At 71.0% G+C, this 20,224-nt stretch carries 20 protein-coding genes; 7 read left to right on the plus strand and 13 right to left on the minus strand.

Annotated features, from left to right (window positions below; genetic code table 11):
- Window positions 1-55: 55 nt before the first annotated feature.
- Entirely contained in the window at window positions 56-727 is a 672-nt protein-coding gene (gene nucS, locus ACIBK6_RS25150; RefSeq protein ID WP_399053595.1) for an endonuclease NucS, read from the minus strand.
- A gap of 228 nt (window positions 728-955) precedes the next feature.
- On the opposite strand from nucS, the gene ACIBK6_RS25155 reads away from it, so the two are divergent.
- A complete protein-coding gene (locus ACIBK6_RS25155; RefSeq protein WP_329463001.1) occupies window positions 956-1,348 on the plus strand; it encodes an SCO5389 family protein in 393 nt (130 codons plus the stop codon).
- A gap of 110 nt (window positions 1,349-1,458) precedes the next feature.
- On the opposite strand, the gene ACIBK6_RS25160 is transcribed toward ACIBK6_RS25155, so the two are convergent.
- A complete protein-coding gene (locus ACIBK6_RS25160; protein ID WP_399053596.1) occupies window positions 1,459-2,496 on the minus strand; it encodes an LLM class flavin-dependent oxidoreductase in 1,038 nt (345 codons plus the stop codon).
- Window positions 2,497-2,713: 217 nt separating this feature from the next.
- Between ACIBK6_RS25160 and ACIBK6_RS25165 the strand changes: the two genes are divergently transcribed.
- Window positions 2,714-3,043: an ATP/GTP-binding protein gene (locus ACIBK6_RS25165; RefSeq protein WP_399053597.1), complete on the plus strand. Its 330-nt coding sequence runs from the start codon at window positions 2,714-2,716 to the stop codon at window positions 3,041-3,043.
- A gap of 6 nt (window positions 3,044-3,049) precedes the next feature.
- Here ACIBK6_RS25165 and ACIBK6_RS25170 read toward each other — a convergent pair whose 3' ends face one another.
- The 7 genes from ACIBK6_RS25170 to mce all read right to left on the minus strand — a co-directional run bounded on the left by ACIBK6_RS25170 (window position 3,050) and on the right by mce (window position 12,943).
- Window positions 3,050-3,901: an ABC transporter permease gene (locus ACIBK6_RS25170; RefSeq protein WP_399053598.1), complete on the minus strand. Its 852-nt coding sequence runs from the start codon at window positions 3,899-3,901 to the stop codon at window positions 3,050-3,052.
- The gene (locus ACIBK6_RS25175; protein ID WP_399053599.1) at window positions 3,898-5,022 is read right to left on the minus strand and encodes an ABC transporter ATP-binding protein; all 1,125 of its coding nucleotides are present in this window, start codon (window positions 5,020-5,022) and stop codon (window positions 3,898-3,900) included. The genes ACIBK6_RS25170 and ACIBK6_RS25175 overlap by 4 nt, the downstream gene beginning before the upstream one ends.
- A gap of 150 nt (window positions 5,023-5,172) precedes the next feature.
- The gene (locus tag ACIBK6_RS25180; protein ID WP_399053600.1) at window positions 5,173-5,952 is read right to left on the minus strand and encodes an ABC transporter permease; all 780 of its coding nucleotides are present in this window, start codon (window positions 5,950-5,952) and stop codon (window positions 5,173-5,175) included.
- 3 nt (window positions 5,953-5,955) lie between these two features.
- A complete protein-coding gene (locus tag ACIBK6_RS25185; protein WP_399053601.1) occupies window positions 5,956-6,951 on the minus strand; it encodes an ABC transporter ATP-binding protein in 996 nt (331 codons plus the stop codon).
- A gap of 108 nt (window positions 6,952-7,059) precedes the next feature.
- Window positions 7,060-7,998: a cellulose-binding protein gene (locus ACIBK6_RS25190; protein ID WP_329462994.1), complete on the minus strand. Its 939-nt coding sequence runs from the start codon at window positions 7,996-7,998 to the stop codon at window positions 7,060-7,062.
- A gap of 114 nt (window positions 7,999-8,112) precedes the next feature.
- Window positions 8,113-12,303: a polarized growth protein Scy gene (gene scy, locus ACIBK6_RS25195; RefSeq protein WP_399053602.1), complete on the minus strand. Its 4,191-nt coding sequence runs from the start codon at window positions 12,301-12,303 to the stop codon at window positions 8,113-8,115.
- Between the two features lie 199 nt (window positions 12,304-12,502).
- A complete protein-coding gene (mce, locus tag ACIBK6_RS25200) occupies window positions 12,503-12,943 on the minus strand; it encodes a methylmalonyl-CoA epimerase (protein WP_399053603.1) in 441 nt (146 codons plus the stop codon).
- 139 nt (window positions 12,944-13,082) lie between these two features.
- Between mce and ACIBK6_RS25205 the strand changes: the two genes are divergently transcribed.
- The 3 genes from ACIBK6_RS25205 (at window position 13,083) to ACIBK6_RS25215 (ending at window position 16,698) form a co-directional block, all read left to right on the plus strand.
- The gene (locus ACIBK6_RS25205) at window positions 13,083-14,285 is read left to right on the plus strand and encodes an acetyl-CoA C-acetyltransferase (RefSeq protein ID WP_399053604.1); all 1,203 of its coding nucleotides are present in this window, start codon (window positions 13,083-13,085) and stop codon (window positions 14,283-14,285) included.
- A 49-nt stretch (window positions 14,286-14,334) separates the two neighbouring features.
- Entirely contained in the window at window positions 14,335-15,294 is a 960-nt protein-coding gene (gene meaB / locus ACIBK6_RS25210) for a methylmalonyl Co-A mutase-associated GTPase MeaB (protein ID WP_399053605.1), read from the plus strand.
- Between the two features lie 162 nt (window positions 15,295-15,456).
- The gene (locus tag ACIBK6_RS25215; RefSeq protein ID WP_399053606.1) at window positions 15,457-16,698 is read left to right on the plus strand and encodes an MFS transporter; all 1,242 of its coding nucleotides are present in this window, start codon (window positions 15,457-15,459) and stop codon (window positions 16,696-16,698) included.
- On the opposite strand, the gene ACIBK6_RS25220 is transcribed toward ACIBK6_RS25215, so the two are convergent.
- From ACIBK6_RS25220 to ACIBK6_RS25235, 4 genes are all read right to left on the minus strand, one after another.
- A complete protein-coding gene (locus ACIBK6_RS25220) occupies window positions 16,604-17,080 on the minus strand; it encodes a MarR family winged helix-turn-helix transcriptional regulator (protein WP_399053607.1) in 477 nt (158 codons plus the stop codon). The two genes, ACIBK6_RS25215 and ACIBK6_RS25220, sit on opposite strands and share 95 nt — an antisense overlap.
- Before the next feature lie 145 nt (window positions 17,081-17,225).
- On the minus strand, window positions 17,226-18,002 hold the full coding sequence (locus tag ACIBK6_RS25225; protein ID WP_399053608.1) for an AIM24 family protein: 777 nt from the start codon (window positions 18,000-18,002) through the stop codon (window positions 17,226-17,228).
- Window positions 17,999-18,649 carry an AIM24 family protein gene (locus tag ACIBK6_RS25230; protein ID WP_399053609.1) on the minus strand — a complete coding sequence of 217 codons (651 nt, stop codon included), beginning with the start codon at window positions 18,647-18,649 and terminating at the stop codon, window positions 17,999-18,001. The genes ACIBK6_RS25225 and ACIBK6_RS25230 overlap by 4 nt, the downstream gene beginning before the upstream one ends.
- Window positions 18,649-19,281: an AIM24 family protein gene (locus ACIBK6_RS25235; RefSeq protein ID WP_399053750.1), complete on the minus strand. Its 633-nt coding sequence runs from the start codon at window positions 19,279-19,281 to the stop codon at window positions 18,649-18,651. Before ACIBK6_RS25235 ends, ACIBK6_RS25230 begins: the two co-directional genes overlap by 1 nt.
- A 137-nt stretch (window positions 19,282-19,418) precedes the next feature.
- Between ACIBK6_RS25235 and ACIBK6_RS25240 the strand changes: the two genes are divergently transcribed.
- Both ACIBK6_RS25240 and ACIBK6_RS25245 read left to right on the plus strand, forming a co-directional pair.
- Window positions 19,419-19,763: a DUF3817 domain-containing protein gene (locus ACIBK6_RS25240; RefSeq protein ID WP_399053610.1), complete on the plus strand. Its 345-nt coding sequence runs from the start codon at window positions 19,419-19,421 to the stop codon at window positions 19,761-19,763.
- Complete coding sequence (locus ACIBK6_RS25245) at window positions 19,760-20,053, plus strand: MTH1187 family thiamine-binding protein (protein WP_365440018.1); 294 nt, start codon at window positions 19,760-19,762, stop codon at window positions 20,051-20,053. The genes ACIBK6_RS25240 and ACIBK6_RS25245 overlap by 4 nt, the downstream gene beginning before the upstream one ends.
- Window positions 20,054-20,224 lie beyond the last annotated feature (171 nt).

The raw sequence follows: 20,224 nt of genomic DNA on the forward strand, positions 1-20,224 counted from the left end.
CCCGCAGCACTCTGCGGGCCCCTTCTCGTACGTACCGGAGACGTACCCGACGGACTCAGAACAGGCGGAGCTTGTCGTCCTCGATGCCGCGCAGGGCGTCGTAGTCGAGCACCACGCAGCCGATGCCGCGGTCGGTGGCGAGCACCCGGGCCTGCGGTTTGATCTCCTGGGCCGCGAAGACGCCCTGGACCGGGGCGAGGTGCGGGTCGCGGTTGAGCAGTTCCAGATAGCGGGTCAGCTGCTCGACGCCGTCGATCTCGCCGCGGCGCTTGATCTCGATCGCCACGGTCCCGCCGTTCCCGTCCCGGCACAGGATGTCCACCGGGCCGATCGCCGTCGGGTATTCGCGGCGGATCAGGGTGTAACCCTCTCCGAGGGTCTCGATGCGGTCCGCGAGGAGCTCCTGGAGGTGCGCTTCCACGCCGTCCTTGATCAGGCCGGGGTCCACACCGAGTTCGTGGGAGGAGTCGTGGATGACCTCCTCCATGGTGATGATGAGCTTCTCGCCCGCTTTGTTGATGACGGTCCAGACGCCCGCGTCGTCCCCCGATCCCTCTTTCAGCGTGCAGGGCGGAGACATCCAGTTGAGGGGCTTGTACGCCCGGTCGTCCGCATGAATGGAGACGCTGCCGTCCGCCTTCACCAGGATGAGACGGGGAGCGGAGGGGAGGTGGGCGGTGAGCCGGCCCGCATAGTCGACGGAGCAGCGGGCGATGACGAGACGCATGGTGGGCAACGCTACTCGAAGCCCCCCGCCGAACGCGATTCGCCCTGGAGTGCACTGTTCGTTATTGGCCGGTTATGCGCCAAGTGGCTGCCACGGGCCGGACAACGCGCCTACCGTGGAAGCGGGAGGTTGTCGGCCGTACACGCTGCGTTGTCGGGAGGAACGGCCGTCATCGTCCCTTTCCCTGCCCGTAAGGCCCCGCACCCCGGGGTCGCGAGAGGAGAAACCATGTCGCTCGACGTCTCACCGGCCCTACTCGAACAGGCCGAGCGAGGCGAGGTCGACGAAGCCGCCTTCGTCGACTGCGTCCGGAGCTCCCTGCCCTACGCGTGGGAGATGATCAGCTCTCTGGTGGCCCAGCTGAAGGTCGACGGCGGAGAGTTCGCCGACAACCAGACGCCACCGCCGGACGAGCAGGCGCGCGGCCAACTGCTGCGTGCCCTCGCGAGTGACGCCATTCGCGGTGCGCTCCAGCGGCACTTCGGTGTCCGCCTGGCGTTCCAGAACTGCCACCGTGTCGCGGTGTTCCCGCTGGACCCCTCGTCCGATGAGCGGCTCGCCCGCTTCACCTCGATCAGGGGTCAGCTTCTCAACCAGTCGCCGGAGCTTCGGGACTGCTGAGTCTTCGCTGCCGCTCCGCGTCGCGGGAGGTGCAACTGACGCGGGGCGGTGGCCACTTGAGGGTGGCCCACCCCGTCCGGGGGCGGGTCTTTCGGTACGGCGGTTTTGCGCTAGCCCAGCATCGGCAGCACCTCCGTCCCCAGCCTCCGTACGTTCTCCTCCGTGGCCGCCAGATCGCCCGAGCCCTCGACCAGCAGGGCGAAGCGGGTGATGCCGGTACGTTCGGCGGTGGCGGCGAGGCGGTCCGCGGCCGTGCGCGCGGTGCCCACCGGGTGCAGGCGGCAGAGGAGTTCGGTGTACGTCACCGGGTCACGCATCGCGCGATGGCGGCCGTCGACCGTCACATGGGCCTCAAGGCCCTGCTTCAGCCAGCCCGGCATCGACTTCAGCAACGTTTCGGCGGCCTCGATGCGGCCGTCCGCGATCTGGGCGACACCGGCCGACACATGGTCCGCGGCCGCCACCGCCTCCGGCCCGTGACCCGCCGCGAGCGCCTCCCGGCGCCACAGGGCGACCATCTCGGCCTTCTCCTCGTCGCCGCAGTGCATCCCGAGCAGCATCGGCAGCCCGCGGTCCGCGGCCAGCTTCACGCTCTTCGGGGAGGTGCACGCCACGATCACCTCGGGGCTCGTGTCCCCCGGGCCGCCGTCCAGGATCTCGTCGGGGCGCGGCACGACCGGCACCTCCCGGAAGGTGAACCGTTCCCCCAGACCGGCGACGCGGGGTTCGCGCAGCCAGCGCAGCAGCAGGTCGAGCGACTCGGGGAAGCCCTCCTCGTACGCCCGCAGACCCGAGCCGAACACCTCCAGGTCGACCCAGGGCCCGCCGCGCCCCACGCCCAGCGAGAACCGCCCGCCGGAGGTGAGGTGCAGCAGCGCGGCCTGTTCGCCGAGGGCCACCGGGTGCGCGGTCGGCAGCACGCTGACCGCGGTGCCGACCCTGATCCGCCGCGTGCGCCCGAGCAGCAGCGCGGCCAGCGTCACCGCGGACGGGCACACGCCGTACGGCCCGAAGTGGTGTTCGGCCAGCCACACCGAGTCGAGCCCCGACTCCTCGGCGACCTCGGCGGACCGGACCGCCCGGTGAAGCGTCTCTCCCTGACCCTGGCCCGGGAACTGCGCTGCCAGTACAAAAGTTCCCACACGCATCGCCTTCTGCCTCCTTGCGGCCGACGCGGTACTCCCCCTCTTACCGGCATTAACGTCTGACAAGTGCCAAAGGCACGGTCTCGCGCCGACTTCTTGCGATTGTCCGCTTAGAGTCCCCCCGAACGAGTGACTCCGCGACCTCCTCCCCAGGGCGGGTACCCGGGCGGCGTGGCCCTAGGCTGGGAGAAACGTCCGACCCGCCCCGTGAGGTGTTCACGTGTCCCCGCGCCGCAACCGCCCCAAGGGTGGCGAGAAGCCGACCGAGTCCGAGAGCCGGACGGGCGGCGACCGTTTCGGCCTCCAGGGCACCGAGTCGTGGCAGGGCGAGGAGTGGTCGGTGCGGCACGTGGCGGGCGCCAGCGCCGCCGGCAAGCGGTACCGCTGCCCCGGCTGCGACCAGGAGATCCCGTCCGGCGCCCCGCACTTGGTCGCCTGGCCCGAGTACGCGGGCGTCGACGAGCGCCGCCACTGGCACAAGGCCTGCTGGAACGCGAAGGACCGCCGCACCACCAGGGTGCAGCGGTCCAGGAACGCGCCGAAATACTGAACGCGCTTACACGTCCCGCGAGTTGAGCGAGAGGAACGCGCCGCCCAGGGCGACCGCGGTGATCCCGGTGATGATCCACAGCGGCTCCCAGCCGCTCGGCCCCGAGTTGGACATCGAGACCCCGTAGAAGGCGATCAGCTGACTGGGGATCGAGTACGCCATGAGGAACTGCCGCACGCCGTTCAGCGACGGGGTGAACATGAACAGGGCGAGCACCAGCGGCAGCAGCACCACGCCGATCATGATCGTGATCGAGCCCGCGGAGTGCCGGATCAGCGCGCCCACCGCGAGCGACAGGAGCCCGAGCATCGCGACGTAGAGGCCGATGCCGACGGTGGCGCGCAGCCACTCGCCGCCGGTCGGCGCCGGAGCGTTGGGCACCGCTGCGGTCTGGACGACAGCGACCAGGGCCGCCGCCGCCGTCACGATGACGAACGCGAGCAGGAAGAAGACGACCGACTTGGCGGCCAGGATCCGCCCCCGGCTCGGGCAGGCCGTCAGGGTCGTACGGATCATGCCGGTGCTGTACTCGGACGCGATGGTCAGCACCCCGAGCGTGATCACGCAGATCGTGCCGAGCATCACCCCGTAGGAGCCGAGCACCAGGACCGGAGTGTGGCTCACGCTCGGTGTGCTGGACCGCGCGAAGTAGGTCGTGAGCAGGCCGAGGCCGACAACGGTCGCGATCAGCACGCCCAGTGTCCACATCGTGGAACGCACTGACCGGATCTTGGTCCACTCGGAGGCGAGCGCATCACCGAAGGTGGCGCGCCGCACCGCGATCGGCGAGGTGTACTGGCCCAGCGGCGCGCCCGGCGCCTGCTGGTACTGCGGCTGCTGCTGGTAGGGGGTGGTCATCGGGCGTCCTCGGGCTTGGTCGGGGCGGCGGGAGCGGCCGGGGCCTGCGGAGCCGGGGGAGCGGCGGGCGGCCGGGGTGCGGCCGCGTACGGGTTCTGGCCGGGCGGCGGCGGGGCGTACCAGCCCTGCTGCGGCACCTCGGGGATCACCGGCGGCGGCGCGTACCCGGGCGGCATCGGCGGCATCAGGCCCGCCTTCGCGTCGGCCGTCGAGCGGTAGTCGACCGCGCCCTGGGTCATCCGCATGTACGCCTCCTCCAGCGAGGCCTGGTGCGGGGACAGCTCCCACAGCCGTACGTCCGCCCCGTGCGCCACCTCGCTGATGCGGGGCAGCGCGAGGCCCGTCACGCGCAGCGCGCCGTCCGGCTCGGGCAGCACCTGGCCGCCCGCCTCGGTCAGCGCGGCGGTCAGCTTCTCGCGCTGCGCGGGCTCCGTCTGCGGCGTCCGCACCCGCGCGAAGTCAGCCGAGTTGTGCGAGATGAAGTCGGTGATGCGCATGTCCGCGAGCAGCTGGCCGCGGCCGATCACGATGAGGTGGTCGGCGGTCAGCGCCATCTCACTCATCAGGTGCGAGGACACGAAGACGGTGCGGCCCTCGGCGGCGAGCTGCTTCATCAGATTGCGGACCCACAGGATGCCCTCGGGGTCGAGGCCGTTGACCGGCTCGTCGAAGAGCAGCACCTGGGGGTCGCCGAGCAGCGCGGCGGCGATCCCGAGCCGCTGGCCCATGCCGAGCGAGAACCCGTTGGAGCGGCGCCCCGCGACCTCCTGGAGGCCGACCACGCCGAGCACCTCGTCCACCCGGCGAGCCGGTATGCCGGAGAGCTGGGCGAGCGAGAGGAGGTGGTTGCGGGCGCTGCGGCCGCCGTGCACGGCCTTGGCGTCGAGCAGCGCGCCGACCTGCCGCGGCGCGTTGGGCAGGCCCCGGAAGGGGTGGCCGCCGATGGTGACGTGTCCTGCGGTCGGCTGGTCGAGGCCGAGGATCATACGCATCGTCGTCGACTTGCCGGAGCCGTTGGGCCCCAGGAAGCCGGTGACGGCGCCGGGCCGAACCTGGAAGGAAAGGTTGTGCACGGCCGTCTTGGCACCGTACCGCTTGGTCAGGCCGACTGCCTCGATCATTCTCCAGCCCCATCGACGGTTCGGGTCGTCGGGGCGGTGTCCGGCGCGTGGCCGGTCTGCCCCCGTATGAGTGAGGAGCTTATCCAGGCCTTGACGGTTCCAGCTAAGTCAATGGGTTCCCTCCGGTTCGGTCGCCGGGCGTAGCCCCGCTCAGGCGTCCCGCTTCTTCAGTACGAGATAACCGCCCGCCAGCGCCGCGACGACCCACAGCGCCATGATGCCGAGGCCGCCCCAGGGTCCGTACGGCGCCGGATTTCTGTTCATGGCGTCCGGGACCACCTGCATGATCTGTGAGCCGGCCCGGTCGGGGAAGTAGCGGGCCACGTTCTTGGCGCCCGGCACCGCCGACAGGATCTGCGAGATCAGGAAGAAGAACGGCATCAGGATGCCCAGCGACAGCATCGAGCTGCGCAGCATCGTGGCGACGCCCATCGAGAAGAGCGCGATCAGCGCCATGTAGAGCCCGGCGCCGAAGACCGCGCGCAGCACATTGGGCTCACCGATGGTGGTGCGGTGCGGGCCGAGCAGCGCCTGGCCGAGGAAGAAGGACAGGAAGCTGGTTGCCATGCCCACGACCAGCGCGAGCAGGGTGGCGACGGTGAGCTTGGAGAAGAGGAAGGTGGCGCGCTGGGGCACCGCGGCGAGCGAGGAGCGGATCATGCCCGAGCTGTACTCGGTGCCGACGACCAGCACGCCGAAGACGACCATCGCCAGCTGACCGAGGATCATCCCGGAGAAGCTGATGAAGGTCGGGTCGAAGGTGAGCCGCTCGACCGGTTTGAGGTTGTCGAACTGCGACCTCATCAGCGCGCAGAGCGCCGCGCCGATCGCGACCGTCACGATCAGGGCGCTGGCCAGCGTCCAGGTGGTGGAGGCGACCGTACGGATCTTGGTCCACTCGGACTTCAGGACCGCGGGTACCGATGCCATCGCTCAAGCCCCTCTGCCCTGGCCGCGGTCGCCCCGGCCGGGCGTCGGCGGCGCACCCCAGACGGGCGCCGCGGGCGGTCCGCCCGAGGTGGTGGCGCCGTGTGCGTGGTACTCCACCGAACCCGCCGTCATCTGCATGAACGCCTCTTCGAGGGAGGCCTGCTGGCCGGACAGCTCGTGCAGCACGAGCTGGTGCTGGGCGGCCAGTTCACCCAGCGCCTCGATCCTGCCGTTGTCGACTTCGATGGCGCCGTCGCCGGTCTGGAGGAAGGGGATGGCGGCCTGCTGCAGCACGTCGAGGAGGCGTTCCCACTGCGGTGAACGCAGCCGGACGAAACTCCGCGAGTTCTCCCTGATGAAATCCGCCATCGATGTATCGGCGAGCAGTCGGCCCTGGCCAATAACGATCAAGTGATCCGCCGTGAGCGCCATTTCGCTCATCAGGTGAGACGAAACGAAGATCGTTCGCCCTTCGCCGGCGAGCTGCTTCATCAGATTGCGGATCCAGTGAATTCCCTCGGGGTCCAGACCATTGACGGGTTCGTCGAACATGAGGATCTCGGGGTCGCCGAGCAGCGCGGACGCGATTCCCAGGCGCTGCCCCATACCCAGCGAGAAGCCCTTCACCTTCTTCTTCGCCACCGCCGTCAGACCGACCGTGTCCAGGACCTCCGAGACCCGCGCCGCCGGGATCCGGTTGGACTCGGCCAGACACAGCAGGTTGTTGTACGCGCTGCGGCCGCCGTGCATCGCCTTGGCGTCGAGCAGCGCCCCGATGTACTTCAGCGGCTCCGCGAGTTCGCGGTAGTGCTTGCCGTCGATGCGTACGGTCCCACTGGTCGGGTTGTCGAGATCGAGGAGCATCCGCATCGTGGTCGACTTGCCGGCCCCGTTGGGTCCCAGGAATCCGGTCACCACCCCTGGCCTGACCTGGAAGGACAGGTGGTCGACCGCCACCTTGCTGCCGTAGCGTTTGGTGAGCCCCGCTAGCTCGATCATGCGGACAGGCTAGATGCGGACGAAGCCCCCCGCCAGCGGAATGGCAGGGGGCTTCGCATCCTGAGAGCCAGGCTCTGACCGCAGCCCACGGGGGTAGGGCTGCGGAGACTAGCGGGTCTGCTGCGCCGGGACGCCGCGCGAGACGGGCTCGTCGTCGACCGGGGAACCGGCGGCGGCCACGGCCGCACCGGTCAGCGTCGCCAGCATCTCCCGGACGTTGGTCAGCTGCGCGTTGATCGAGTCGCGGCGGTTGGTGAGCGCCGCCAGCTCGCGCTCGGATTCCGAACGGATCCGGTCCGCCTTGGCGTTGGCGTCCGCCACGATGTCCTCGGCCTGGCGCTGCGCGGTCTCCACCGTCTGGCGCGCCCGGCGCTCCGCGTCCGTACGCAGCTTCTCGGCCTCCAGGCGGAGCTGCTCCGCGCGGTGCTCGATCTCCGCGAGGCGCTTCTCGGCCTTGGCCTGACGCGACGCCAGGTCGCGCTCCGACTGCTCGCGGCGCTTGGCGAGGTTCGTCTCGAAGTCCGCGGCGGCCTGAGCGGCCTTGGCGCGGGTCTCCTCGAAGAGCGCGTCCGCCTCCTCGCGCTTGGACTGCGCGTCCTTCTGCGCCTCGGAACGGAGCTGAGAGGCGTCACCCTTCGCCTTCTCAACGATCCGAACGCCCTCGTCCTCGGCCTTCGCCTTGCGCTCGGAAGCGAACGATTCAGCGTCGTTGCGCACCTGCTGGGCGGCGGACTCGGCGAGTTCGCGGTGCTGCTCGGCGGCCCGGCGGGCCTCCTCGCGCAGGTCCTTCGCCTCTTCCTCGGCGAGCCGCAGGATCTTTTCGACCCGCGCGCCAAGACCCGCGTACGACGGCTCCGCGTCGTTCACCTGGGCCTGGGCGTTCTGCGTTTCGAGGTGCAGTTCCTCGATGCGCTTTTCCAGAGAAGTGATCCGTGCCAGAGCGCTGTCACGGTCGGCGACGAGCTTGGTAATGCGGTCGTCCACCTGACCGCGGTCGTAACCACGCCGCACGAGCTCGAAGCCGAAGGGGGAGGAAGTGTCGCTCATGGGGTTCCTGTCGAATGAGACCGGTGAGGTGATAGGGGGAATCCTAGGGGCCCAAGCGGCGTGTCATCGAGCGGATGACCGTTTGATCTGGAGAATGTCCAGCCTTTTGAGTGGCTAGCCCTCAGAAGACTTGCCACTCGAACGTGTTGCCCCAGCCGCCGCACCTGCCTTGACACCTGCGGAAGAACCGCCGGTGGACCCGGTCTTGCCGCCCGAGGCCGGTGCCTCGAAGGATTCCAACGCCTCAAGTACGTCCTGGACACGCGAGATCTCGGCGTTGATGTCCTCCCGCCGCCGGACCAGGACGTCCAGTTCGCGCTTGCCCTCCTCCACCGTGCGGCGGGCCTCGTCGGCCGCGTCGTCGCGCAGCTTCGTCGCCTCGCGGATCAGCTCGGCCTTCTTGGTCTCCGCTTCCTTGAGCAGCGCCTCCGCCTTCTTCACCGCGGCGATACGGACCTTGCCCGCCTCGGAGTCGGCGTCCGACACCAGCTCCTTGGCCCTGGCCTCCGCCTCGGCGGCCTGCTCGGTGGCGGCCTTCACCAGATTGTCGACGCGCTCGCCCGCCGTCTTCATCTGCTCGGCGCTCTCCCGCCGGGCCCGCTCGTGCAGCGCCTCGACCTCCGCCTCGGTGCGGGCGCGCACCTCTTCCGTACGCTCCCTTATGGCGGTGGCGTCCGCGCGGGCGCCCGCCAGCAGCTCATCGGCGTCCGTACGGGCCTTCTCCACCAGGGAGTTGCCCTCGACGGTCGACTCGGCGACGATCCGCTCGGCCTCCTTGCGGGCCGCGCCGACCATCGTGTCGGCCTGCTCCTCGGCCTCGGTCGCGGCGCGCAGCGCCTCCTCCTGGGCCTTGTTGATGAGCTGGTCGGCCTGCTCGGCGGCGTCCGCGCGCCGCTTGGCCGCCGCGGTGCGAGCCTCATCCAGCAGCCGGTCCGCCTCCTCGCGCGCCTCGGTCCGCGTCTGCTCGGCGGCCTCGTCCGTGCGGGCCCGGTTCTTCTCGGCCTCGGCGCGGATCCGCTCGGCGGCCTGCTGGGCGGAGCCCACCGTGTCGGCGGCCTCGGCGCGCAGCCGCTCGGCCTCGCCGCTCGCCTCCGCGATGAGCTGGTCGGCCTGGGCGGCCGCGTCCGCCCGGCGCTTGTCGGCGGCCTGGCGCGCCTCGTCGAGGATCCGGTCCGACTCGGTCCGGGCGTCGGCGAGGGTCTGCTCGGCCTCGGCGCTCGCCGCGCCCAGCGTCGAACCCGCGTCGGCGCGCGCCTCGGTGGTGACCAACTCGGCATACGCGTTGGCCTCGTTGGTGGTGCGCTCGGCGTCCGCGTCGGCCTTGGAGGTGACGCGCTCGGCGTGCTCGCGCGCGGCCGTCGTGACCGCCTCCGCCTCCGTCAGCGCCGCGGCGGAGACCCGGTCGGCCTCCTTCTGCGCATCAGCGCGCAGCGCGTCGGCCTCGGCCTGCCCCTCGACCCGTACCTGCCGGGCCTCGGTGGTGAGCCGCTCGGCCTCGGCGGTGGACTCCGCCGCGAGCCGCTCGGCCTCCGCGGTCGCCTCGGTGACCAGGCGGTCGGCCTGGCTCGCGGCGTCGGAGCGGATCCGGTTGGCGTCCTCGCGGGCCTCGGCCCGGGTGCGGGCCGCGTCCTGCTCGGAGGAGGCGAGCGCGTCGGAGGCCTCGGTGCGCATCCGCTGCGCGTACTCGGAAGCGTCCGAACGGGCCTTCTCCGCCTCGGCCATGGCGTCCGTGACGGTCCGCTCGGCCAGCGCCTTGGCGGCCTCGGACTCCTCCTGGGCGCGGGTGCGGATGCGGCCCGCGTCCTCGGTGGCGCGCTCCCGCTCGGCGTGCGCTTCGGCGCGGACCCGGTCCGCCTCCTCCTGCGCCTCGGTCGTGGTGCGCTCCGCCGCGTGCTCGGCCGCGCTGCGCAGCCCCGTGATCTCCTGCTCGGCCTCCTCGCGGAGCCCGGACACCGAATCCCGTACGTCCTTGGCGGTCTGCTCGGCCGCCGACACCAGCTCGGTGGCGCGCCGGTCGGCCTCCTCGCCGAGCCGCTGCGCCTCGGCCTGCGCCTCCTCGACCCGCTTGCGCGCGGAAGCGAGCAGTTCCTCGCTCTGCTCGCGCGCCTGCGCCCGCTCCGAATCGGCTTCCGCGCGCGCCGAGTTGAGGGTCTCCTCGGCCTCACGACGGCGCCGGACGGCCTCCTCCTGGGCGGCGGCCAGCGCCTCGGCGGCCTCGGCGCCGACCCGCTCGGCGGCGGCCGCGGCCTCCGCGCGCATCCGGTCGGCACTCTCCTGCGCCTCGGACTTGAGCCGCTCGGCCTCCGCGGACGCCTCGCCGCGCAGCCGCTCGGCGGCGCTCTCCGCCTCGGAACGGGCCGTCGACGCGTCCGCGGCGGCCTCGGTGCGCAGCCGCTCGGTCTCCTGCTCGGCCTGCGCCTGGAGCGTACGGATGCGCTCGGCGGCCTCGGTGCGGATCCGCTCGGTCTCCTCGGCGGCCTCGCGCCGGATCCGCTCGCCCTCGGCGCGGGCGTCGGTGAGGGCCTGCTCGGCGGCGGCGTGGCGCTGCTCGGCCTCGGTGTGCAGCCGGGTCAGCTCATCGGCGGCCTCGGCCTGGCGGGCCGCTATCGCCCGCTCGGTCTCCTCGCGGAGCTCAACTGCCGCCCGCTCGGCGTCCGTTGTGGTCTGCCCGGCCAGTTCCTCGGCCTCGGTGCGCATCCGCTCGGCCTCGGCGCGGGTGCGCGCCAGGGTCTCCTCGGCCTGCTTGCGCAGCGTGTTGGCCCGCTCGACCGCTTCATTGCGTACCCGCTCGGACTCGTTGCCCGCGGCCGTACGCAGCTCGTCGGCGTCGGCCTTCGCCTTGGCGAGCAACTCCTCGGCGGTGCTCGCCGCCTCCTCGATCTGCTGGACAGCCTCGCGCCGCGCCTCGCCCCTGATCCGCTCGCCCTCGGCGACCGCGTCGGCGCGCAGCTGCTCGGCCTCGCCGCGCAGCCGGCGGGCCTCCTCCTGGAGCTCGACCGTCTTGGCCCGGTACTCCTTGGTGTCGTCCTTGGCCGCGCCCTTGAGCTCGTCGGCCTGCTCGGCGGCCTCGCCGCGCAGCCGCTCCGCCTCGGCGTCCGCCTCGCGGCGGATCCGCTCGGCCTCCTCGGAGGCCTTGCGGGTGGTCTCCCGGGCGTCCTCGGACGCCTTGGTCAGCACTTCCTCGGCGGTACGCGCGGCCTTGGCGAGCTGGGCCGCGGTGTCCTCGGCGGCGCTGGTGCGCGCCGACTCGGCGGCCTCCGTGCGCAGCCGCTCGGCCTCCGCCTTCGCGTCCTCAAGAGCCTGCTCGGCCTCGGCCTTGAGGGCCTCGGCCTCCTTGGTGGCCTCCCCGACCAGCCGGGCGATCTCGGTCTTCGCGGTCCTGGTGCGCTGCTCGTTGGCGGACTCGGCGCTCGCGAGCTGCTTGGCCGCCGACTCCTTGGCCTCGGTGACGGCCCGCTCGGCCTCGGCGCGCGCCTCGCGCAGCGCGGCCTCCGCCTCCTGCGCGCGCTGCTCGGCGGCCCGGCTCAACTCGGCGGCCTGCTGGCGCGCCTGGTCGGTCTCGGCGGTGGTGGACGTACGCAGCTGCTCGGCGTGGGAGGTGGCCTCCTGAGCCTGCGTGGACGCGGCGTTCAGGAGCCGCTCGGCGTTCTTGTGGGCACGCAGCAGTGTCGCCTCGGCCTCGGCGCGGGCCGACTCGGCCTCGGAACCGAGCCGTTGGCGGGCCTCCTCGGCGATGCGGGTGGCCTCCGCGCGGGCCGCGGCGAGCGACTGCTCGGCCTCGGCGCGGGACTCCTCCATGAGCCTGCGGGCCTGCGCCTCGGTGCGGGCCCGCAGCTGCTCGGCCCAGGCCACGTTCTCGTTGACGTGCGACTCGACGGTGGCCCGGCGCTCGGACAGCTCCTGGTCGAGGCGCTGGCGGCGGCTGACGGCCTCCGCGTGCAGTTCGGCCTGGAGCCGCGCCTGGTGCTCGGCGTGCTCCTGGAGGATCCGCTGGGTCTGGGCGCGGGCGTCGCGCAGTTCGCGCTCGGCGTCGGTGCGCAACTGCTCGGCCTGCATCTGGGCGTTGCGGAGCAGCTGTTCGGCCTGGTAGCCGACGTTCGCGGCATCGTAGGCGGGACGGGTCGCGAGATTGCGGCGCGCCTCGTGAAGCTTGGCGCGCAGCACTTCGACCTGGTAGCCGAGATCCTCGGCGTGCTGAACGGCCTTCTCCCGCTCGGTCTTCAGCCGCTCCATCTCGGCCTCGAACCGCGAGAGGTGGTCGTCAGGCCGGTGGCTCTGGCTCTCCTGGCGTTCGTAGCCCCGCACTGCGCGGTCCCATCCGTCCCCTGGTCGCGAACACTGCCCGTACGAGCACCGTCCGACCGCACACGACGGACGGGGCCCCCGGTGAATGGTGTCAGATCAAAACAGGGGCGTGGGTCCCAGGCCCCGACCCGACCCCGGCCCGGAACCGCCCACTGTACCGGGCGGAGTATGCGGAGGTCCGTCCTCCAGCTGTGCGGACTCAGTGGCCGGCGGTGCCCTCGGGTGCGGAAGTGACGAGTTCGGTGAGCACGCCGTGGCAGTCCTTGGGGTGCAGGAAGGTGATCTGCGAGCCCATCGAACCGGTCCGCGGCTGCTCGTACAGGACCCGTACGCCCTTGTCGCGGATGGCCTCGGAGTCGGCGGTGACGTCCCCGGTGCCGAAGGCGATGTGGTGGACGCCCTCGCCGTTCTTGGCGAGCCACTTGCCGACCGCGGAGTCCTCGCGGGTGGGTTCCAGGAGCTGGAGGTAGGAGGCCCCGCCGTCCGAGGTCTCGTTGATCTTGAGCATGGCCTCGCGCACGCCCTGTTCTTCATTGACCTCGGTGTGGAACACCTCGAAGCCGTACGTCGCACGGTAGAACTCGACGGTCCTGTCGAGGTCGAAACAGGCGATCCCGATGTGGTCGATTCGCGTCAGCATGGGTCCAGTGCAGCGCTCGCAGGGCCGGTTACGCAACGTGCGCGCGATCACACCGGCTGCCCGGTGACGTGGGCAGTACCGCTCAGTACATTCGAAGTAAACCCTCGTTCACACCTCACCTCCCTAGGGGCCGTGCCTCATGTCTGGAACGACCGGTACCACCTCAGTGATCGTCGCGGGCGCCCGTACGCCCATGGGCCGTCTGCTCGGCTCCCTCAAGTCCTTCTCCGGCGCGGACCTCGGCGGCTTCGCCATCAAGGCGGCCCTGGACCGGGCCGGCATCGGCGGCGACCAGGTGCAGTACGTGATCATGGGCCAGGTGCTCCAGGCCGGGGCCGGCCAGATCCCCGCCCGCCAGGCCGCCGTCAAGGCCGGCATCCCGATGAACGTCCCCGCGCTCACCATCAACAAGGTGTGCCTCTCCGGGCTGGACGCGATCGCGCTCGCCGACCAGCTGATCCGCGCGGGCGAGTTCGACATCGTGGTCGCCGGCGGCCAGGAGTCCATGACCAACGCCCCGCACCTGCTGCCCAAGTCCCGCGAGGGCTTCAAGTACGGCGCGATCGAGATGCTCGACTCGATGGCGTACGACGGTCTGACCGACTCCTTCGAGAACATCCCCATGGGCGAGTCCACCGAGAAGCACAACACCCGCCTCGGCATCGCACGCCCCGAGCAGGACGAGATCGCGGCGGCCTCGCACCAGCGGGCCGCGGCCGCCCAGAAGAACGGCATCTTCGAGGCCGAGATCACCCCCATCGAGATCCCGCAGCGCAAGGGCGACCCGGTCCTGTTCGCCAAGGACGAGGGCGTACGGGCCGACACCACGGTCGAGTCCCTCGGCAAGCTGCGCCCCGCCTTCGCCAAGGACGGCACCATCACCGCCGGCACCTCCTCGCAGATCTCGGACGGCGCGGCCGCGGTCGTCGTCATGTCCAGGGCCAAGGCCGAGGAGCTGGGCCTGGAGTGGATCGCCGAGATCGGCGCCCACGGCAATGTGGCCGGCCCCGACAACTCGCTCCAGTCGCAGCCGTCGAACGCGATCCGGCACGCGGTCGGCAAGGAGGGCATCACGGTCGAGGACCTCGACCTCATCGAGATCAACGAGGCCTTCGCGGCGGTCGCCGTCCAGTCAATGAAGGACCTCGGGGTGTCCCCGGAAAAGGTGAATGTCAACGGCGGCGCCATCGCCCTCGGCCACCCGATCGGCATGTCCGGCGCCCGCGTCGTGCTGCACCTCGCCCTCGAACTGAAGCGCCGCGGTGGCGGCATCGGGGCCGCGGCCCTGTGCGGCGGCGGCGGCCAGGGCGACGCGCTGATCGTGCGCGTCCCCGGCAAGTGACCCCAACTCCCTGATTCCTGCGGTGCGTACGCGACTGAACGGAGCGGCAATGGTGGACGTCCCCGAACTGGTGGCCCAGGCGCGGGAAGGCCGGCCCAGGGCCGTCGCCCGGCTGATCTCGCTGGTCGAGGGGGCGTCCCCGCAACTGCGCGAGGTCATGGCGGCGCTGGCCCCGCTCGCGGGCGGCGCGTACGTCGTGGGGCTCACGGGCTCCCCGGGTGTCGGCAAGTCGACCTCCACCTCCGCGCTCGTCACGGCGTACCGGCGGGCCGGGAAGCGGGTCGGCGTCCTGGCCGTCGACCCGTCCTCGCCCTTCTCGGGCGGTGCCCTGCTCGGCGACCGGGTCCGGATGTCGGAGCACGCCTCCGACCCCGGCGTCTACATCCGCTCGATGGCCACCCGGGGCCACCTGGGCGGTCTGGCCTGGTCCGCGCCGCAGGCGATCCGGGTCCTGGACGCGGCGGGCTGCGAGGTGATCCTGGTCGAGACGGTGGGCGTCGGCCAGTCCGAGGTCGAGATCGCCTCGCAAGCCGACACCTCGGTCGTGCTGCTCGCCCCCGGAATGGGCGACGGCATCCAGGCGGCCAAGGCCGGCATCCTCGAAATCGGGGACGTGTACGTCGTCAACAAGGCGGACCGGGACGGCGCGGACGCCACGGCCCGCGAGCTCAACCACATGCTGGGCCTGGGCGAATCCCGCGGCCCCGGCGACTGGCGCCCGCCCATCGTCAAGACGGTGGCGGCGCGCGGCGAGGGCATCGACGAGGTCGTGGAGGCGCTGGAGAAGCACCACGCGTGGATGGCCGAACACGGCGTCCTCGCGGAGCGCCGCCGCGCCCGCGCGGCCCGCGAGGTCGAGACGATCGCGGTGACCGCCCTGCGCGAACGCATCGGCTCCCTGCACGGCGACCGCCGCCTCGACGCGCTGGCCGCGCGCATCGTGGACGGCGAGCTGGACCCGTACGCGGCGGCGGACGAGTTGGTGGCGGGCCTGACGGAACAGGCCTGACACCGGGATTTTCAATGGCTGGGCCGACGGGCGGCGCGCTGCTACCTTGGGCCGCATGTTTCTTCTGTGCGCGTAAGTCGGGCGTCGGTGCCGTGAGTTGAGGTGACCTCCTCACGGCGCCGTTTCGCGTTCCCGCTCGTACGCCCACCTTGAGGAACCCCCATGTCTTCGTATGCCGCGGTTCTGCGGACCCCCCATGCCTGCCGGGCCTTCGCCGTCGGCCTGCTCGGCAGACTCTCCTACGGCGTCGTCCCGCTCGCGCTCGTGCTCGCCGTCAAGGAGGGGTCCGGGTCGTATGCCGTCGCGGGAAGCGTCATGGCGCTGTTCGGGGTCAGCGGCGTGCTGCTCTCGCCCGTGCGGGCCGGGCTCGTTGACCGGTACGGGCCGCGGCGGGCGCTGGTGCCGATGGCCGGAGGCTACGCGGCGCTGCTGGTCGTGATCGCGGGGGTGTGCCTGCGCGGCGGGGCGTCCGGGGTGGAGCTCTGCGTACTGGCCGGTGCCGCCGGGACCTGCACCCCGCCGCTTGGCCCGACGATGCGCGCCCTGTGGAGCGAGCTGCTGCCGGACCGCCGGATGCTGGAAACGGCGTACAGCCTCGACGGGGTCTGCGAGGAACTCCTGTTTGTCGGCGGCCCGTTGCTGGTCGGCGCGCTCGTGCAGTACGCGCATCCGGCCACCGCGATCGCCCTCGGCGCCGCCCTCGTGCTCGCCGGAACCGTGGGGATGACCGGCTCGCCCGCCGTGCGCGGGATGGGCGGCGGCGAGCAGGCGGAGCGGGACGGCGCACGGGGGGCCTGGGGCGCGCCCTGGCGGCCGGCGCTGGTCGCCGCCGGGGTCGGGGTGGGGCTCGGCGGCGTGGATCTGCTGGTGATCGCGTTCGCGGACGGGCAGGGGCGGCCCTCGGTCGTGCCCTGGCTGCTCGCCGCGCTGTCGGTGGGCAGCACGGTGGGCGGTCTCGTCAACGGGGCGGTGCGCTGGGGCGGTTCGGCCCGCGGCCGGCTCGCCCCGCTCGCGGCGGGGCTCGCGGGCGCACTCGCCCTCGCCGGGTTCGTACCGGATCCCTACCTCATGGCGGTGGCGCTCGCACTCGCCGGCCTGTTCGTGGCCCCCGCGCTCACCACGGCCTACCTGTACGCCGACGAACTGGCCACGCCCGGCACCCGTACCCGAGCCGGGGCCTGGGTCAACACCGCGGTGAACGCCGGGAGTTCGGGATCGTCGGCGGCCGTCGGCCTGGTGCTCGGGCAGCTGCCGCTCGCGCTCTGCTTCGTGCTGGCCGGGGTCCCCGCCCTCGGTTCCGCGCTGGCGGTCAGAGCTTCCCGCGGTGCCCGCGCAGGTGTTCCGCGACCGGAGTCAGTGACCCGCGTAGATCCGCGAGAGCCTCGCTCGACAGCAGGTCGATGAAGTGGCGGCGTACGGAGGCCACATGGTGGGGGGCGACCTTCTCCATGGTCTCCGTGCCGTGCTCAGTGAGGACGGCGAAGAGTCCGCGCCGGTCCGACTCGCAGTTCTCGCGCCGGACCAGGCCCGCGTTCTCCATGCGGGTGATCTGGTGCGAGAGCCGGCTCTTGGACTGCAGGGTGGCGGCCGCGAGGTCGCTCATCCGCATCCGCTTGTCGGTCGACTCCGAGAGGTTCACCAGGATCTCGTAGTCGTTGTTGGTCAGGCCGAACGGCTGCAGATCCTTCTCCATCTGGGACATCAGCATCCTGTTGACGTCCAGGTAGGTGCGCCAGGCGCACTGCTCGTTGTCGCTCAGCCAGTTCGTGGCCGTCTCGGTCTCCATATGTGGATTCTACCTAAGAAGTTGAATTCTGAACCAAGTGTCAGGTGTGACGCCTGGCACGCGAGGCGGTCGCGCCACTTCGTGCGGGCCCCGGCCGGGCCCGCACGGGCTCAGACGTTCGACGTCACACTCCGCAGACTACCGCTCACAGGCCGAAGCGACGCTGCAGGTCCCCGAGCTGGCCGGGAAGGCGCGGTACCGCGCCCGCCTGACCTGGCCCGAACTGACCGCCGCCCGGCACTCCGGGCTCGGCGTCCACCTGCCCGGTCGACTGCTCCGGCATCAGTACCTCGGTGGACTGGAGCAGCACCGTGCCCGCCCCCACGAACTCGAACTGATGCTCCTCGCCGGAGGTTCCCCCGAGCCCGGTAAGTGACCGGATTCCGCCCAGCAGGCCGGTCATGTAGCCGTAGTCGTAATGGTGGCAGGGGGAGGGGCAGTCTGCCCAGCCGACGAGCGCCTGCGGATCCACCCTGATGGGAGGCTCCATGAAGACGACGGGGCCGTTGGAGGCGGCCACGAACTTCCCGGTGCCGATCAGCGTCAGGAAACCCGGCACGATCGACTGCTTCAGCGCGAGGGACGGCTGGTAGGCAAGGAGGTTGCCGGACCGGATCGTCAGATTGCCGTCGTCCAGGTCGTAACTGTTCACGTCGAAGGCGCGGTCCGCGAGCAGCATCTTGCCGCTGCCGTCCGCCACCACCCAGTCGCTGGCGTGCAGCGGCGAGTGGAAGCTCGTACGCAGCAGCCGGTCGAGCCGGCCGTGGCCGATGCCGTTGAACTCGATGCGCCCGTAGTAGGCGATCATCTTGCCCTTCTGCAGGAACCACTGGCTCGATGTGAGCTCCACGCAGAAGGTGTACTTGTTGACGTTGTCGTCGGTCGGCAGCGAGTACGGATCGAAGATCACGGGCGCGCTCACAGCTTCTCCTCCGAGGCCTGCACGTACACTGCGCCGCTGCCGGAAAGCTCCAGCTGGAAGGCCTCGCCGGAGCCGCGGCCGACCATGTCGCGCCAACCCAGCGCGGCGGAGAGCTTGTTGCGTACGTCGCCGTGGTGGGCGACGTAGGCCTGCGGGTCGACGTGGACCGGGCGCTGCGGGGTGATCGGAAGCTCGATTACTCCGCCGTGCGCCATCACCGCAACTGCCCCGTGTCCCTTGAGAGTTGTGGTGAACAGGCCCTGGCCGCTCACCTGGCCGCGCACCATGCCCATGACCCCGCCCTGCGAGCCCATGAACATCGTGCCCTGCTGGAGGGTGCCGTCGAAGGCGAGCAGGCGGTCGGCCTCGACGTACAGGGTGTCGCCCTGGAGGTTGATGACCTGGATGTGGTGGCCGCCGTGGCCGAACATCACGGTGCCACTTCCCTCGACCGACATCAGCGGGGTCGCCTCGTTGGCGACCCGGCGGCCGATCATCGACATCAGGCCGCCCTGGCCGCCCTGGAGGTTGGGTGTGAAGGTCACGTCGCCCTTGTACGCCAGCATCGCGCCGCGCTGGCTGAACATCTTCTGGCCGGGGCTCAGCGTCGCCTCGACCATCTTGGAGTTGATCTCGCGGAAGGGCATCAGATGTCCCCTCCGATCGTGTTGCGCTCGCTCGGCTGCACGTACACCAGGCCCTCGCCCTCGAACCGGATCTGGAAGGCCTCGCCGGAGCCCTCGCCGAGGAAGGTGCGGAAGGTCACCCCGGACTGGAAGTGCTGCTGGAGGTTGCCCTGGTGCGCGATGTACGCCCCGGGGTCCACCGACAGCGGGTACTTGGCGGTGACCCGGAGCACCACGGCCGGGCCGTCCGACATGATCGCGGCCTGGCCGTGGCCCTCGATCGTCGTGGTGAACAGGCCGTTGCCCTGGCTGGCGCCGCGCAGGCCGGTGAACGTGGTGCCGGTGCGCAGCCCGGCGTCGGTGGCGAGCAGATTGCTGGCCTCGACGAAGAGCTTGTCCCCGTTGAGGTTCACGAGGTTGATCTCGCTCGCGCGGTCGGCGAAGTAGCACGTGCCGTGCCCCTTCACCTCCATCACGGTCATCTGCTCGCCGGTCAGCCGGCGGGTCACCATGCCGCGCAGGCCCTCACCGCCGCCGGACATCTTCTTGAACGCCATCTGGCCCTCGTAGGCGACCATCGAGCCGTTCTTCGCTTTGACGGCGTCGCCGGTCATGTCTACGGCGAGCACTTTGCTGCCCTGGAGTCGGAACATTGCCACGGGCAGACGTTAGCCGCCGGGGCCCCCGCCCCAACAGGGGCACGTGTGCGATGTCAGAATGGGGATCGTTTGTGCATCCGTTCACAAACGATCACAGCCGCCCGCTCCCTCCCAGCGAAGGTGCCCCACACGTGGACATCAAGACAGCCTCCGCCCTGCACCGACTCCGTCTCATCTCGCTCCCCGAGGCCATCTCGTTCCCGATCCTGCTGGTCTGCTCGGTGCTCAAGCGCACCACCTCGTTCGACGGGGTGATGGTGATGGGCATGGTCCACGGCATCCTGTTCACGCTGTACGTGATCTTCTGGCTGGACGCCTGGAACCGTACGAAGTGGACGAAGAAGACCGCCGCCGGGTACTTCGTGCTCGCCGTGCTGCCCTTCGGCGGCTTCTTCGCCGAGCGCAAGATCCGGCGCGAGCTGGACGACGCGGTGATCGCCACCCGGGCCCGCAAGGAAGGGGTGGTGAACGCGTGATCGTCGCCTTCTCGGTCAGCCCGCTCGGCGTCGGTGAGGACGTGGGGGAGTACGTCGCCGACGCGGTGCGCGTCGTCCGCGAGTCGGGGCTGCCCAACCGCACGGACGCCATGTTCACGTCCATCGAGGGCGAGTGGGACGAGGTGATGGACGTCGTGAAGCGCGCCGTCGCCGCCGTCGAGGCCCGCTCGAACCGGGTCTCGCTCGTCCTCAAGGCGGACATCCGCCCCGGCGTCACCGACGGCCTCACGTCCAAGGTCGAAACGGTGGAGCGCCACCTGTCCGCGTAACGCGCCTTCGTCACAGAGCCCCCGGCCGCTGCGGCCGGGGGCTCCGTGCGTTCCCGTGAAGAGGGGCAGTCGGCCTTCCCGGCGCGGGAAGCCGTCCACTTTAGAACCGCTCACTCGGAGTACTCCAGTCGACACGCCGGGAAATCTCCACTTTTGTGGGGATATCGACTC

Source organism: Streptomyces sp. NPDC050485 (assembly GCF_044458185.1).
Lineage (GTDB): Bacteria > Actinomycetota > Actinomycetes > Streptomycetales > Streptomycetaceae > Streptomyces.